We start from the raw sequence: 15,073 nt of genomic DNA on the forward strand, positions 1-15,073 counted from the left end.
GACCATGCATTTCGACCAAGACATCGCCATCGCCTCGCTGCCCAAGGCGCTGCAGGCCCTGATCAACGCCGACGCGCCGGCCGACGCCGCCCCCGCCGTCCTGCCGCGCCGCAGCTTTCTGAAAGTCGCCGCCGCGGGCGGTTTTGCGTTGGGCGCCTTCCCGCTGGCCGCCAGCGCTGCGGACGACCCCGCACCCGCGCCAGCGGCTGCCGGCCTGAAGCCGACGCAGCAGCCCTCGGCCTTCGTGAAGATCGGCAGCGACGGCATCGTCACCGTGACCATCAACCGGCTGGACTTCGGCCAGGGCGTGCAGACCTCGCTGCCCATGATCCTGGCCGAGGAACTGGACGCCGACTGGAGCAAGGTGCGCAGCCAGCACGGCACCAACGACCCGGCTTATGCCGACCCCGTGTTCGGCCTGCACATCACCGGCGGCTCCACCGCGCTGAAGCACAGCTACCAGCAGTACCGCGAGCTGGGCGCCCGCGCGCGGGCCATGCTGGTGTCGGCGGCCGCCGCGCAGTGGAAGGCCGACCCGGCCGCGCTGCGCACGCAGGCCGGCGTCGTTGTCGGCCCCGGCGGCAAGCGCCTGGGCTATGGCGAGCTGGCCGAGGCCGCCATGGCGCAGCCGGTGCCGGAGAAGGTCACGCTCAAGGACCCCAAGCAGTTCCGCATCATTGGCCACGCCACCGGTCGGCTGGATGCCGTGGCCAAGAGCAGCGGCAAGCAGGACTACGGCATAGACGTGCGCCTGCCCGGCATGCTCACCGCCGTGGTGGCGCATCCGCCCGTGTTCGGCGCCAAGCTGGCCGAGGTGGACGACGCCGCGGCCCGCGCCGTGAAGGGCGTGAAGGCCGTGGTGCGCGTGCCCGTGGACCGTGGCGGCGAGGGCGTGGCCGTGATCGCCGACGCCTACTGGCCCGCCAAGCTGGGCCGCGACGCGCTGAAACTGCGCTGGGACACGAGCGGCGTGGAGAAGGTGGACAGCGCACGCCAGCTGGAGCAGTACCGCGAGCTGGCCAAGCAGCCGGGCGCGCGCAAGTACGACGCGGACGTGGCCCCGATTGCCGGCGCGCCGCACGTGATCGAGGCCGAGTTCCAGTTCCCTTACCTCGCGCATGCGCCCATGGAGCCGCTGAACTGCACCGTGCAGTTGAAGGACGGCAAGGCCGACCTGTGGATGGGCTCGCAGATGCCGGGCCTGGACGGGCTGGCCGCGAGCAAGGCGCTGGGCGTGCCGCCGCAGAACGTGCGCGTGAACGTGCAGATGGCCGGTGGCGGCTTCGGCCGCCGCGCCATCCCGACCAGCGACTACGTGGTGGAGGCCTGCCAGGTGGTGAAGGCGGCGCAGGCGGCGGGCATCACGGTGCCCATCCGCACGCTGTGGAGCCGGGAGGACGACATCCAGGGCGGCTACTACCGCCCCATGCACCTGCACACCGCGCGCGTGGGCTTCGACGACCAGGGCCGCGTGCTGGGCTGGGACCACGTGATCGTCGGCCAGTCCATCGTCACCGGCACGCCGTTCGAGCCCATGCTGGTGAAGAACGGCATAGACGACACGGCCGTGGAAGGCATGAAGGAGCCGTATGAAGTGCCCATGCGGCTGACGGTGCACCACCCCAAGGTGAACGTGCCGGTGCTGTGGTGGCGCAGCGTGGGCTCCACCCACACCGCCTTCGTGATGGAGACGCTGATCGACGAGATCGCCCGCCAGACCAAGCAGGACCCGGTGGCCTACCGCATGAAGCTGATGGGCCCCAAGCACGAACGCCACCGCGCCGCGCTGCAGCTCGCCGTGGACAAGAGCGGCTACGGCAAGCGCAAGCTCCCTGCCGGCCAGGCCTGGGGCGTGGCCGTGCACGAGAGCTTCCAGTCCGTGGTGGCCTACGTGGTGGAAGCCTCGGTGAAGGACGGCCAGCCGGTGCTGCACCGCGTGACGGCCGGCGTGCACTGCAACCTGGTGGTGAACCCGCGCGCGGTGGAGGCGCAGGTGCAGGGCGCGGCGCTGATGGGGTTGGGCATGTGCATCCCCGGCGCGGCCATCACGCTCAAGGACGGCGAAGTGCAGCAGCACAACTTCCACGAGTACCAGGTGGCACGCATCACCTCGATGCCGCGCGTGGACGTGTTCACGGTGCCCAGCGCCGAGCCGCCGACCGGCATGGGCGAACCGGGCTTGCCGCCGCTGGCGCCGGCGTTTGCGAACGCGGTGGCGGCGCTGACGGGGAAATCGCTGCGGGTGTTGCCGTTTCAGATGGCTTGATTTGAAGACCCGGCGGCGGGCTCGCGGGAGCGGGTTTGCCGTGGAGGGGACCGTGACGGTCGGTAGAGTGCAATCTACCGGCCGTTTTTTATTTCAGCCCTTCTCATTTCCATGCCTCAAGTCACTGCCTATCAAGATGCCGCCCATCGCCAGCAAGTTATTGACTTGTGGTCATCTGTATTCGGCCATGCCGGCGGCCACAACGATCCAAACTTGAGCATAGACAAGAAAATTGCCGTCAATGACGGCCTATTCTTCGTGGCGCTCATCGGCGACCGGGTTGTCGGCACCACGATGACCAGTCCATCGGATATTCGGTCGAGGATCGCATCAGTATGGGCCGCAAGATATTCAATAATATCCCAACAAGCGCATAGGCATAGACGAAAATCAGGTCAGGCCCAGCTTTTTGCCACATTCAATAATCCCGGGCATCCGAATCGAACATGACGTTTTTCATACAAAAAGCCACCATTGACGACACGGAAGACGTAGCCCTCATGGTCGGCGAACTGCTGGCCGAAATCATGAGCGCCATCAACGTCCAAGCCTTCCATTTCGACCGTGGCGAAACGACGGTCCGCCTCCGGGACTTTCTTGAGCAAGGAAAATACTTTGTATTCGTCGCCCGTGACGGAAACGGTAAAGCGGTGGGTTTCATTGCCCTTTATGAAAGCCACGCCCTCTACGCCGAAGGCGCCTTCGGCACCATCGCCGAGCTGTACGTGCGGCCGGAATATAGGAGCCATCAACTGGGGCTTCAACTCGTATCCCAGGCCAAATCGCTGGGCGCCTCTCGAAACTGGACCCGACTCGAAGTAACAACGCCGCCGCTCCCGCAGTTCGACAAAACCTTGTCGTTCTATGAACGCGAGGGCTTTTCCATCAGCGGCGGCCGGAAGCTGAAAATTTCCTTGTGACGGGCAACAGAATCAACCACTGACGCAAAATAATTGCAGAGCGTCAAAAATAATATTCCTTCAGGAACACAGCAGGCGATGCCGACGTGGACCGACGCGTAATAAGTCGCCAGACCCGCCGATGGGGACGGGAGTGGCCCTTCCTAAATACCGCCCTCATCCCTCCAAACTCTTCCCGCACTCCATGCAAAACCGCGCGTGCCCCGGATTCTTGTGTCCGCACGCCGGGCAGTACCGCGGCTTCACTGGTTGAGGTGGCGCCACGGCGCCGGGCGCTTGGGCGGCGGCGTCCGTGGCGCCCAGCGCGGCGGCCACGTCGCCGGCAATGCGGTCCTGCGACGTCGAGGCGATGCCACCCTGCAGCGCCCGCTCGGCATTGGCCAGGGCCTGGATGCGATGCAGATCTTCCGGGCTGCCCGGCGCCACCAGGCTGGCGCGCGTCTGGCCGAACTGGATCAAGTGCTCGGCCAGCGCCGCGGCTTCCGCGTCCGTGGAGAACATGGCCGTCACCTGCCTCGCGCTGTCCTTGCCAAACACCACCGACTCGATGCGCGCCCGCCACACCCGCAGCGTCATGGACTCGGTGCGCACGATCTGGTTGGCCGACTGCACCTTGCCCGTGAGCGTGTTGCCAGTGCCCAGGCTGGCGGTCTGGTAGGTGCCCTCCATCTCCACCCAGCTCAGCACCGAGCCGAAATCGAAGCGGCCCCACAGCCGGCTGGAAGAGCGGAAACAGAACGCCGCCACCACGATGAAGATGGACGACGCCCCCAGCAGGCGCAGCGACAAGCCCTCGCCTTCCTCCACCGACAGCACGAAGGCCAGCGCGCAGCCCACGGCCACCACCATCAGCAGCGCGGCGTAAAGGTCCAGCAGCATCAGGAAGGCGTGCCGCCTGGAGCGCAGCGCCTGCGCGATGCCCGCGGGCAGCATGTGTGCCAGCGGCATGGGCTGCGTCTCCTCCATCAGCTCGCCGGCAAAGGGGCCGGCGTGCAGTTGCGGGTCGATCACGGGCCGGATGCGCGAATAGCAGCGGTTGGGGATGCGCTCCACCCACTGCTCCTGCAGGTGGCGCTGCAGCTCGTCCAGCAGCAGGCTGGGCGGCACGTTCAGCGAGACGCGGCTTTGCTGCACGCTGGTCTGCGTCGGCGGCGGGGGCTGCACCTGCTGCAGCGTGGCCGCCAGGATCAGGCCCACGGCTACCAGGCCCGACACCAGCAGCATGGCCGTCTGCGGCGCCAGCGACCATTGCGGCAGGTTGGGCAGCGTGCGCGCCAGCAGGCCGACCAGCGCGGGCCCAATCACCGCCGCCGCCAGCAGCGCCACCACGGATGCCGTGGTCAGCCGCGCCGTGGAGGCCGTCACTACCGGCCGCAGCAGGAACACGGCGCCGAAGACGAAATACGCCACGCTCAGCAGCGGCCGCGTCGCCTCGGTGCCGAACACGCCCCAGGCCACGGCAAAGCTCAGCGCCGTCACCAGCAGCGCGCACAGGTTGTAGAAGGCCACCTTGGCCTGCTCCTGCAAGGCCAGCGGCGCCGTGATCAGGCGCGGCACCCCGTGGTAGAGCAGCCCTTCCAAAGCCCGCGACGGCTCCGGGTAGGTGAGCGCGCCGTCGCGCAGGATGCGCTTCAGGTGCGCCGCCCCCTCGGACGTGCCCACCACCGTGGGCTCCAGGTTGGGCGCCAGCGACTCCGGCCGGCCCCGGCCAAAGAAAAAGCGCAGCCGCTTGGCGCCCGTGGCCGCCGTCACCACACCTGCGGCCAGCAGCGCCAGCCCAACGGCCACGCCCACCGGCCCAAGCGCCAGGCGGCTGTGGAACAGCGTCCACAAGCCCGCCAGGCACATCAGCGCGGCGCAGGCGAACAACAGCCGGTTCTGCAGCCGGTAAGGGTTGGGCAACTCCAGGGTGGCATTGGCACTGCTGTAGTCGTAGCTCATGACGGCCTCGGCGAGCGGAAGTCCACCGCATTGTGCGCATCAAGGCAGGCGCAGCGGGTCATGGATTCCGAAGCGAACATGATTGGGCCGCCTGCCATGCGACGAACGATCATTCGGCAGGCATCCAACCGCGCGCACAGGAGCCCCTCCCCATGATCACCACCTTCACGACCTTCACGCTGCCGCAAACCATCACGCTGGAGCAGGCCAGCGAGATTTTCCAGAGCACGGCGCCCAAATACCGCAGCGTGCCGGGCCTGGTGAGAAAGGTTTACGTCCTCTCCGAGGACGGCCGCACCGCCGGCGGCGTGTACTTGTGGAATTCCAGGGCCGACGCCGAGGCCCTGTACACCGACGCCTGGCGCGCCTTCGTCAAGGACAAGTACGGCACCGACCCGGTCGTGACCTACTTCAACAGCCCCGTGGTGGTGGACAACGTGGCCGGCCAGATCATCACAGCGCCCCACGCTCCGTAAGCAGCCGCTGCATCCAGGCCAGCACCAGCGGCGAGCGCCAGTCGCCGGAGTCGATGCGGCGCACCATCAGCGGCGTGGCCACGCCGCGCTCCACCACCCAGCGGCGCAGCTCGGCCAGCCACGCGCCCTGCTGCTCCCGCTCCAGCGCATCGAAGCGCAGCGAGAACGCCTGCAGGCTGGGCTGCGCGGGGGCAGGCGCCGGCGCCGCGGCCCCTTGCGGCGCCGCGTCCACCGGCCCGACGCGGCGCCCTGACGCCTGCGCCGCCCGCGGCAACGGAGGCTGCGCCGCCGCGGCGATGGCGCCCTGTGGCCCCGGGCGGCGCGGCGCGCGCTCGGCAATGCCGTGAAGAATCCATTTCAGGTGCGCGAGCCGGTCCGCCGGCGGCTGGGAGCCGTTCAGGTGCCGGTCGAGCAAGTCCAGCGCGCGGGCCATGGCGGCTTCGCCGTAGCGCTCGGTGAGCGCGTCCACCTCGCGCTCGGCCAGGTGCAGCGAGAGGGCCCGATTGACGAGCGAGACGTCGACCGGCTGCTGCGCTTCGGCGGCGGCGGTGTGCGACTCGCGCGGGCTCACCTCGAACTGCACGTGCACGCCGTCGGCCTCCTTGTGCTCCACCAGCGTGATCTCGATTTCGCTGAGCTCGTTGATCTCGCGCAGGGCCGGGACGACCAGCTCGCTCTTGATCTTGCGCCACTCGCGCTGCTTGGCCTGCTCGCTGCCGCGCAGCACCGGCACCCACCAGCTCCAGTGCTGGCGCGCGGTGCGGCCGGTGGTCTTGTAGCGCACGCAGATCTCGTACAGCGCCACCGCCGCGTAGGTGCCCAGCCGCGCCACCGTCTCCAGGCTGATCTGCGCCCAGCGCTCGGGGTCCGTCATCTGGCGCCGTATGGCCGGCGGATACCACCAGCGCACCCAGTTGTCGCGGCCCACCTTGTACAGCTCCACCTGCGACACCAGCGTGAACATCAGCAGCCGCTCCGGCTCGCCGGCGACCACGACGTCCGCCGCGTCGGCAGCCTGCAGCGGCGTGTCGCCGGCCGAGAGCTGCCGCCACTCGACCTTGGTCGTCATCATCTCGTCCAGGTAGCGCTTGAGCGAGCCGGCGGCGTTGGAGTCCGCGCCGAAGCCGCGCAGTATGGATTTGAGCGGCGCCGCGTAGCCCGTGTCGCCCGTGTCGCCCGCGCGCTGCGCCATGCGGCCCATCACGTTGTAGGCCTTGCGCGCCGTCACCGTCAGCGGCTTGTTGGCCGGTACGATGGCGATGATGGCCGTGGGCTTGCGAAAGACCTCCGCCGCCGGGAGCTGTGGAGTTGTCTGCAAGGCCTTGGACATGGGCGGCGAGTATATGTCCGGCACCCGCCGGACAGGCCCCGTCGCCGCTTTCAGGCCGTTGGGGACGCCGCCAGATACCGGATAGTCAAAACCCTGGACATCCGGCCGGCCCTTCAAACGCCACCGCCGGGGTTCCCCGCCCATGCCGCGCTCACTTATCCACAGGCTGGAGGCCGTCCAGGCCCGCCAGGGTCAAAAGGCTGGACAGGAAAGGTCAAGGCGCAGGACGCTCAAAGTCAGAACCCTGGACGCAAACCCGTGTCCACCTGGACACCCCGTGAACGCAAGTCATTGATTCGCAAAGATTTTTTTAATTATCCACAGGCCTAAAGGTATTAAAGAAGGTAAAGACTGCTTAAAGGAAAGCTTTATGAAGTCTTTTTTCAGTTTCTTCGTCCAGTGTTTTGAGCCTGTTTCTCCTCGAATTTTTTCTGTCGATCAATTTTGAGGATCACTTCTACAATGCGGCGCATCGCAACGAAAATTCGTGGGGAACGCTGTCTTGGAAGCAACTTTGCTGAATGATGACGATGGCATTTCGTTGGAAGCCATCGACGAGCAGGCCGAGCGGGTGAAGGCGGTGGTGGCGCAGATCCGCGGCACCATGCTGGCGCCGGATGCGCGCAAGCAGCCGCCGGTGTTCTCCAGCGGCGGGCTGGCGGAGCTGACAGGTTGGGACAAGTCCAAGGTGCTCACGCGCATCAAGAAGGGCGACCTGCCCACCGGCACCTTGTCGCCCAGCGGCGCGCGGCGCGAGTTCACGCTGGCCGAGGCCAGGCAGTGGGTGCGGGTGGCGCGCGAGGGCGACCTGCGCCCCGCGGGGGCCACGGCCGTCACCGTGTGCATTGGCAACTTCAAGGGCGGCGTCAGCAAGACCACCACCGCCGCCACCATGGCGCAGGGCCTGAGCCTGGCCGGGCACCGGGTGCTGGTGATCGACTGCGACCCGCAGGGCTCGCTCACCACCCTCTTCGGCATCCTGCCGGACTCGGAGGTGGAGATTGCCGACACGGTGCTGCCCCTGTTCAAGGGCGAGCAGGCCGACGTGTCGTATGCGATCCGCTCGACCTATTGGGACGGCATCGACTTGGTGGCGGCAGCACCCTTCCTGTTCGGCGCGGAGTTCACGCTGCCGGCGCGGCAGATGGCCAACCCCAACTTCGAGTTCTGGAAGGTGCTGGACCTGGGGCTGGACGCGGCGCGCGAGGACTACGACTTCATCATCATCGACACCCCCCCTGCCCTGTCCTACACCACCATCAACGCGCTGATGGCCGCCGACGGCATCGTCATGCCGCTGCCGCCCAACGCGCTGGACTTCGCCAGCTCCGCGCAGTTCTGGGACCTGTTCTCCGACCTGACCAACACGCTGATCCGCCAGCGCGGGGGCAACAAGAAGTTCAGCTTCATAGACGTGCTGCCCACCAAGGTGGAGAGCACCGACCAGACGGGGCTGATGGTCAAGAAGTGGATGGCCACGGCCTATGCCGACAAGCTGGTGCAGGTGGAGATCCCCAAGACGGCGGCGGCCAACACCTCGTCGGCCGAGTTCGGCACCGTCTACGACCACGTGGTCAATGCCAGCGCCCGCACCTTCAAGCGCGCCACCGAGGCCTACGACCGGCTGGTGGACCTGATCGAGGACCAGGGCCAGCTCTTCTGGACCAAACAGCTCGAACAGCTCAACGGAGGCGCGCAATGAGCACCGGACGCAAGGAGCGCAAGGGCGACAACATCGCTTTCGTCCTGCCGCCGCCGCGCTCGGCGCGGCCGGCCGCGGGCACGCCTGCGGCCGAGCCGGCGGCCGATGCGGCGGCAGGCTATGCAGCCGCGCCGGCCGCGCCGGCGCTGGTGGCCTCGGAGCGGCCGCCCATCGTCCCGCCGCTGGCGCCGGCCAGCGGGGCGCGGCCCAAGACGGGGCCGGGGCTCACGACCATGGAGATCCTGGACAACGCCACGCTGCGCGCCCGGGTGAGCGAGCTGGAGCAGGAGGTGCAGCGCCTGGCCGGCGAGCGCGGCGCGCTGCTGCTGGACGCGCGCGAGATCGCCCCCAGCCGCTGGGCCAACCGCCATGCCGACTCCTTCCGCGGCCCGGACTTCGAGGCGTTCAAGACCGAGATCTTGGACGCCGGCGGCAACGTGCAGCCCATCATGGTGCGGCCGCTGGAGGCCAGGGCGGGCGAGGGCGCGGCGCACAAGTACGAGGTGGTCTTCGGCCACCGCCGCCACCGCGCCTGCCTGGAGCTGGGCGTGCCGGTGTCGGCCGTGGTCAAGGCGCTGGATGACCGCGAGCTCTTCGGCTACATGGAGCGCGAGAACCGGCTGCAGCGCGGGCTGTCGGCCTACGAGCAGGGGCACATGTACCGCCGCGCGCTGGACGAGGGCATGTTCCCCTCGCTGCGCCAGCTCGCCGGCTTCATTGGCCGCGGGCCCGGGGACGTGTCCAACGCGATGCACGTGTCGCAGCTGCCGCAGCAGGTGCTGGACGCCTTCGCCTCGCCCAACGACATCCAGTTCCGCTGGACCAAGAAGCTCAAGGACGCGCTGGACCGCAACCGCGACGCCGTGCTGGCCGAGGCCGTGAGCGTCAGCGGCGACACGCTGCCCGCGGCCAAGGTGTTCAAGCGCCTGGTGGCTGCGGCGGGGCCGGAGGGTGTTAGACCGTCTAACACCCCCGCGGCCGCGGCGCCGGCGGCCCACGTCCCTTACGCCGACGACCGCGTGATGGACCTGGGCCAGCGCCGCCGCGCCGCCATCCGCTGCGACGGCGAGCGCACCTACATCGAAGTCGACGCCGCCGTGCTGCCGCCGCAGCGCTGGCTGGAGCTGGAAGAGGCGCTGCAAAAGATGCTGGCCGACGGCTGAGGGGTGAAGCGGCAGCGGGGTGTTAGACCGTCTAACACCCCCGCGCCGTTGGCGCCGGGTGACGCCAGATCCCGGATGAATTCGAAGCGGCTCCTGGTGGGCCGCTTTTTTCATGGGCGGGGGGTGTTAGACGGTCTAACACCCCTGGCTTCGGCATTCGGCAGCGCGGAAATTTGTGGCGGCCTGACGCCTGTCGCCAGCCAGGGCGTCGCGCCCACTGCCTCGTCATTCCCGCGCAGGCGCACTGCCGTCCGGGGAAAACGTAATGGTGACCAGCACGCTGCTCAATCAAGCGCCACGAGTGCCGCGGGCGCAGGCCGCAAGAAAAAACGTCGTCATTCCGGCAAAGGCCGGAATCCACGAGTGCCGAGATGTCGCCCCGTTGAGCAGCGCGGCGTGCCAACAGGCTTCACGCCAGCACCTGGGTGCGCGTGGATCCCGGCCTTCGCCGGGATGACGGCGGTTTCTTAAGCCTACAGTCCTGTGAGGCGACCATTGCGTTTTCCCCGGACAGCAGTGCGCCTGCGCGGGAATGACGGATCGGGGATGCGCTGCGGGTCGGCCATCGGCTGGCGCTGGTTCAGCTTCACTTGCTCCGGTTCGACTTCGGGGCCGGTGGGGGTGTTAGACCGTCTAACACCCCATGCCGCCGGCGTCAGCTTGCAGTCGCCGGTTGGTTTTATCGTGGGTTTCGGCGGGCCGCTTTTTTTCAGCAGGACGGGTGGATGGCGGCCTTTGCCGCGATCTCCACCGGGGTGTTAGACCGTCTAACACCCAAGCATCAGCATCTGGTCACCTGGATATTTGGCGGCTTGGCGTTTCCTGTTGGGCAGGGCGCCGCGCCTCCTACGTCCTCATGCCCGCGAAAGCAGGCATCCACAAACACCCAGGTGTCACGTTCAAACCGTATTGCCCAGGGCCGGCGCTGACGCGCCAGCACTTCGGCCGTCGTGGATGCCCGCTTTCGCGGGCATGACGAGTCAATGTGCGCTGAGCCTTTGTTGAAAGGCTGATGCACGGTGGCGTTGGGTTGCGGCGGCCGCCAAGGGTGTTAGACCGTCTAACACCCAGGCTTCGGCGTCCGGCCGCTCGGTCATTTGGCGGCTTGGCGCCTCCCGCCAGCCAGAGTGCCGCACCCGTTACCTCGTCATTCCCGCCTGCGCGGGAATGACGGGTCAGGGACGCGCTGCGGGTCGGGCATCGGCTGGCACTGGTTCAGCTCCACCTTGTGTCGGTTCGCATTCGGGGCCAATGGAGGTGTTAGACCGTCTAACACCCAGGCTTCGGCATCCCGTCGCCCGGGCATTCGTCGGCTTGGCGTATCCCACCGGTCAAAGCGCTGCGCCTCCTATACCGTCATGCCCGCGAAAGCGGGCATCCACGAACACCGAGGTGTGGCCTTCGAACGGCAGCGCTCCGAGCCGGCATTGGCGCGCCAGCACCCTGGCTGGCGTGGATGCCCGCTTCCGCGCACTGCTGTCCGAGGAGAACGTAACGGTCGCCGCACAGGGCTGTAGGCCGAAGAAAAACCGCCGTCATCCCGGCGAAGGCCGGGATCCACGCGCACCAAGGCGCTGGCGTGAAGCCTGTTGGCACGCCGCGGCGCACAACGGGCGACATCTCGGCACTCGTGGATTCCGGCCTTCGCCGGAATGACGACGTTTTTTCTTGCGGCCTGTACCTGTAGCACTCGTGGCGCTAGATTGAGCAGCGTGCCCGTCACCGTTACGTTTTCCCCGGACAGCAGTGCGCTTTCGCGGGCATGACGGGTGAGGGTGCGCTGTACCTTGCGAAGGGCTGTCGCACGGCGGCGTTGGGCCATGGTGGCCTCCAGGGGTGTTAGACCGTCTAACACCCAAGCATCGGCACCCCGCCGCTCGGACATTCGGCGACTTGGCGTGTCCCATCAGCCAGAGCGCGGCACCTCCTACGCCGTCATGCCCGCGAAAGCGGGCATCCACGAACATCCAGGTGTCGCTTTCGAACCGCATCGTCTAGGGCCGGCGTCGGCACGTCAACATGCCGGTCATCGTGGATGCCCGCTTTCGCGGACATGGCGGGTCAGGGTGCGCTGTGCTTTTGTTGAAAGGCTGACGCAGCGTGGCTCTGGGCGGTGGCGGCCGCCTGGGGTGTTAGACCGTCTAACACCCCCCACGCCGTCACCGCCGGGTTGCAGTCGCCGGCCGGTATGGAGGCGTTTCCCGGCGGATCTTCTCTGCGTGGACCGGGTCAGCGGAGGCGGTCGCGATGGTTACCACCAGGGGTGTTAGACCGTCTAACACCCAGGCATCGGCAACTGGTCGCCCAGACATTCAACGGCTTGGCGTGCCCCACCAGCCAGGGCGCTGCGCCCTTTACGCCGTCATGCTCGTGAACACTCCGGTGTCACGTTCGAACCGCACTGCCCAGGACCGGCGTTGACACGCCAACACCCCGGTTGTCGTGGATGCCTGCTTTCGCAGGCATGACGGGGCAAGGTGCGCTGCGTCTTTGTTGAAAGGCTGACGCACTTTGGCGCGGGACTGTGGCGGCCGCCTAGGGTGTTAGACCGTCTAACACCCCTCGCTGTGCGCGTCTCCCAGCTGCAGTCCCGTCCCGCCTCAAAGCAGCTGCGAGTCGGTCACGCCCTTTACAAACGAAGTAAGCGCCGGCTTCCCGCTGTCGCTGCCATCAGGGGTGTTAGACCGTCTAACACCCCCACGCCACTCCTGCTGCCACGGCCTGCCGGCGCTTTGGAACACAGGTAAACACATAGATCACAGTGCGTAAAAACCTCAACGCGGGCCCAATGCTGCACTGCACAATGGCTTCCTCTCTCGTGGACGGGAAGGCAGGCATGAACACCCTCAGGGCGTTGGCACTGATCAAGCGGGCTGTGGAGCTGTCCGAAGCGGGCTTTCGCGGCGACCCGTTGGCCGAGGTCTGCCGCTTTGCGTCGGAGCAGGAGCGGCAGGCGGTGCAGTGCATCGTGCAGTCGCGCCCGGCGCTCTTTGGCCACAAGCCGACATCGCAGGAAATCATGGCCGCGCTGCGCGACATGGTGCTCGGCGAGGCGACGCGGCAGGACTCCGCCGCCGGCGTGCACCGCCTGGCCGCCCTACAGACGCCGCACGAGCGCCTGGCGCCGGATCGCAGCATCGAGCCCCACGGCAGCCGCCACCATGCGCGCGGCCACCGCAGCTGAATCCTTCTCCCCAATGAAAAAGCGGCCCGCAGGCCGCTTTTCCCTTTCAGGGCCGCCGCACCCCGGCCGGGGCAGGGCGGCCCGCACGGGCCGGATGCCTCATGCCGGCTCGCCGTAGCCCCCGCCGCCGGGCGTGCAGATGACGAACACGTCCCCCGGCGCCATGGCCACCTGGCCGATGTGGTCCAGGGTTTTGACCCTTCCGTCGGCGCACTCCACGCGGTTCTCGCCCACCGCGCCCGCCTGGCCGCCAGCCATGCCGAAGGCGCCGTGCTGCCGGGCGTTGCTCAGGATGGAGGCCGTCATGGGCGCCAGGAAGCGGATGCGCCGCTCGCCGCCGTCACCCCCGCGCCAGCGCCCGGCGCCGCCCGTGCCGGAGCGCAAAGTAAAACTCTCCAGCCGCACGGGAAAGCGGAACTCCAGCACCTCCGGGTCCGTCAGGCGCGAGTTGGTCATGTGCGTCTGCACCACGCTGGTCCCGTCGAAGCCCGGGCCCGCGCCGCTGCCGCCGGCGATGGTCTCGTAGTACTGCCGCTGCTCGTCGCCGAACGTGAAATTGTTCATGGTGCAGGGGCTGGAGGCCATCACGCCCAGCGCGCCGTACAGCGCGTTGGTGACGCACTGCGACGTCTCCACGTTGCCCGCCACCACCGCCGCCGGGAAGATTGGGTTGAGCATGCAACCTTTCGGGACGACCACTCGCAGCGGCTTCAGGCAGCCGGCGTTCAGCGGGATGGCGTCGTCCACCAGCGTGCGGAACACGTAGAGCACGGCGGCCAGGGTGATGGCCTTGGGCGCGTTGAAGTTGTTGGCCAGTTGGGCGCTGGTGCCGGTGAAATCCACGGTGGCCGAGCGCGAGGCGGCGTCCACGCGCACCGCCACGCGGATGCGCGCGCCGTTGTCCAGCGGCAGGGTGAACTCGCCGTCCTGGAGCGCGGTGATGACGCGGCGCACCGACTCCTCGGCGTTGTCCTGCACGTGGCGCATGTAGGCCGCCACCGTCTCGCGGCCGTACTGCGCCACCATGGCCTGCAGCTCCTGCACGCCCTTTTCGTTGGCGGCGATCTGCGCGCGCAGGTCGGCTAGGTTCTGCGCCGGGTTGCGCGAGGGGTAGTCGCCTGCGCGCAGCAGCGCCAGCAGCTCGGCCTCGCGCAGCACGCCGTTCTCGACCAGCTTGAAGTTGTCGATGAGCACCCCCTCCTCGACGATGGAGCGCGAGAACGGCGGCATGGAGCCCGGCGTGGTGCCGCCCACGTCGGCGTGGTGCCCGCGCGAGGCCACGAAGAAGGCCGGTTTTTCATCCCCCGCCGCCAGGTACACCGGCGTCACCACCGTGATGTCGGGCAGGTGCGTGCCGCCGTGGTAAGGGTCGTTGAGCACATAGACGTCACCCGGGCGCATGCCCGGGTTGCGGGCGATCACGCAGCGGATGGACTCGCTCATGGACCCCAGGTGCACCGGCATGTGCGGCGCGTTGGCGATCAAGTTGCCGCCGGCGTCGAAGAGCGCGCAGGAGAAGTCCAGCCGCTCCTTGATGTTCACGGAGTAGGCCGTGTTCTGCAGCCTCAGGCCCATCTGCTCGGCGATGTTCATGAAGAGGTTGTTGAACACCTCCAGCATCACCGGGTCGGCCTCGGTGCCCACGGCGCGCACGGCGGCGCGCGGGCGTATGCGCCGCAGCTCCAGCCCGCCCTGGGCGGTGAGCTGCGCCTGCCAGCCGGCGTCCACCACCGTGGTGGCGTTCTTCTCGGCGATGACGGCCGGGCCCGCGATGGTGGCGCCGGGAGCAAGCGACTCGCGCACGTGCAGCGCGGCGTCGCGCCAGCCCGCGGGCGACTCGTCGGCCAGGCAGTACATGCGCACGCGCGCTTTGGGCGCGGGCTCGTGCGGCTGGGCGGCGGCGGCGGACGCGGCCTCGGCCGGGCGCTCGCCCGCGGCGATGCACTCCACGTTCACCGACTCCACCACCAGCCCGCGCCCGGGCATGAGGAAGGCGTAGCGCTGCCGGTAGGCCGACTCGAACGCCTCGCGCACGGCGGCTTGGGCCGCGGCGGCGTCGGTGCCGGCGGGCAGCAGGCAGGGCAGGGCGGT

At 68.0% G+C, this 15,073-nt stretch carries 10 protein-coding genes; 7 read left to right on the forward strand and 3 right to left on the reverse strand.

Annotated features, from left to right (window positions below; genetic code table 11):
- Positions 1-4: 4 nt before the first annotated feature.
- The 3 genes from SM757_RS29915 (at position 5) to SM757_RS29925 (ending at position 3,186) form a co-directional block, all read left to right on the forward strand.
- Positions 5-2,266 (forward strand): xanthine dehydrogenase family protein molybdopterin-binding subunit, encoded by a 2,262-nt coding sequence (locus tag SM757_RS29915; protein ID WP_322468137.1) that lies wholly within the window; start codon positions 5-7, stop codon positions 2,264-2,266.
- Positions 2,267-2,377: 111 nt separating this feature from the next.
- On the forward strand, positions 2,378-2,716 hold the full coding sequence (locus SM757_RS29920; RefSeq protein ID WP_322468138.1) for a GNAT family N-acetyltransferase: 339 nt from the start codon (positions 2,378-2,380) through the stop codon (positions 2,714-2,716).
- Positions 2,713-3,186 (forward strand): GNAT family N-acetyltransferase, encoded by a 474-nt coding sequence (locus tag SM757_RS29925; protein ID WP_322468139.1) that lies wholly within the window; start codon positions 2,713-2,715, stop codon positions 3,184-3,186. The genes SM757_RS29920 and SM757_RS29925 overlap by 4 nt, the downstream gene beginning before the upstream one ends.
- Positions 3,187-3,342: 156 nt before the next feature.
- On the opposite strand, the gene SM757_RS29930 is transcribed toward SM757_RS29925, so the two are convergent.
- Positions 3,343-5,127, reverse strand: coding sequence for a zinc ribbon domain-containing protein (locus SM757_RS29930; RefSeq protein WP_322468140.1), 1,785 nt, complete (start codon positions 5,125-5,127; stop codon positions 3,343-3,345).
- A gap of 152 nt (positions 5,128-5,279) precedes the next feature.
- Here SM757_RS29930 and SM757_RS29935 point away from each other — a divergent pair, with 152 nt between their 5' ends.
- Complete coding sequence (locus SM757_RS29935) at positions 5,280-5,603, forward strand: YdhR family protein (RefSeq protein WP_322468141.1); 324 nt, start codon at positions 5,280-5,282, stop codon at positions 5,601-5,603.
- On the opposite strand, the gene SM757_RS29940 is transcribed toward SM757_RS29935, so the two are convergent.
- Entirely contained in the window at positions 5,581-6,933 is a 1,353-nt protein-coding gene (locus SM757_RS29940; protein ID WP_322468142.1) for a replication initiation protein, read from the reverse strand. The two genes, SM757_RS29935 and SM757_RS29940, sit on opposite strands and share 23 nt — an antisense overlap.
- A gap of 502 nt (positions 6,934-7,435) precedes the next feature.
- Between SM757_RS29940 and SM757_RS29945 the strand changes: the two genes are divergently transcribed.
- The 3 genes from SM757_RS29945 (at position 7,436) to SM757_RS29955 (ending at position 12,982) form a co-directional block, all read left to right on the forward strand.
- Entirely contained in the window at positions 7,436-8,635 is a 1,200-nt protein-coding gene (locus SM757_RS29945; protein ID WP_322468143.1) for a ParA family protein, read from the forward strand.
- Positions 8,632-9,798, forward strand: a complete 1,167-nt coding sequence (locus tag SM757_RS29950; protein WP_322468144.1) for a ParB/RepB/Spo0J family partition protein — start codon at positions 8,632-8,634, stop codon at positions 9,796-9,798. The genes SM757_RS29945 and SM757_RS29950 overlap by 4 nt, the downstream gene beginning before the upstream one ends.
- Positions 9,799-12,634: 2,836 nt before the next feature.
- Entirely contained in the window at positions 12,635-12,982 is a 348-nt protein-coding gene (locus SM757_RS29955; protein ID WP_157119295.1) for a hypothetical protein, read from the forward strand.
- A gap of 99 nt (positions 12,983-13,081) precedes the next feature.
- On the opposite strand, the gene SM757_RS29960 is transcribed toward SM757_RS29955, so the two are convergent.
- Positions 13,082-15,073, reverse strand: a 1,992-nt coding sequence (locus tag SM757_RS29960) for a hydantoinase B/oxoprolinase family protein (RefSeq protein WP_322468145.1), incomplete at its 5' end; no start/stop codon positions are given.

The organism is Azohydromonas lata (assembly GCF_034427735.1).
In the GTDB taxonomy this organism is placed as follows: domain Bacteria; phylum Pseudomonadota; class Gammaproteobacteria; order Burkholderiales; family Burkholderiaceae_C; genus Azohydromonas; species Azohydromonas lata.

Bases quoted from the DNA above. Each gene is read 5' to 3' on its own strand.
- SM757_RS29925 (WP_322468139.1), top strand. From the start codon at position 2,713: ATGACGTTTTTCATACAAAAAGCCACCATTGACGACACGGAAGACGTA.
- SM757_RS29940 (WP_322468142.1), bottom strand. From the start codon at position 6,933: ATGTCCAAGGCCTTGCAGACAACTCCACAGCTCCCGGCGGCGGAGGTC.
- SM757_RS29950 (WP_322468144.1), top strand. From the start codon at position 8,632: ATGAGCACCGGACGCAAGGAGCGCAAGGGCGACAACATCGCTTTCGTC.
- SM757_RS29955 (WP_157119295.1), top strand. From the start codon at position 12,635: ATGAACACCCTCAGGGCGTTGGCACTGATCAAGCGGGCTGTGGAGCTG.
- SM757_RS29935 (WP_322468141.1), top strand. From the start codon at position 5,280: ATGATCACCACCTTCACGACCTTCACGCTGCCGCAAACCATCACGCTG.
- SM757_RS29930 (WP_322468140.1), bottom strand. From the start codon at position 5,127: ATGAGCTACGACTACAGCAGTGCCAATGCCACCCTGGAGTTGCCCAAC.
- SM757_RS29920 (WP_322468138.1), top strand. From the start codon at position 2,378: ATGCCTCAAGTCACTGCCTATCAAGATGCCGCCCATCGCCAGCAAGTT.
- SM757_RS29915 (WP_322468137.1), top strand. From the start codon at position 5: ATGCATTTCGACCAAGACATCGCCATCGCCTCGCTGCCCAAGGCGCTG.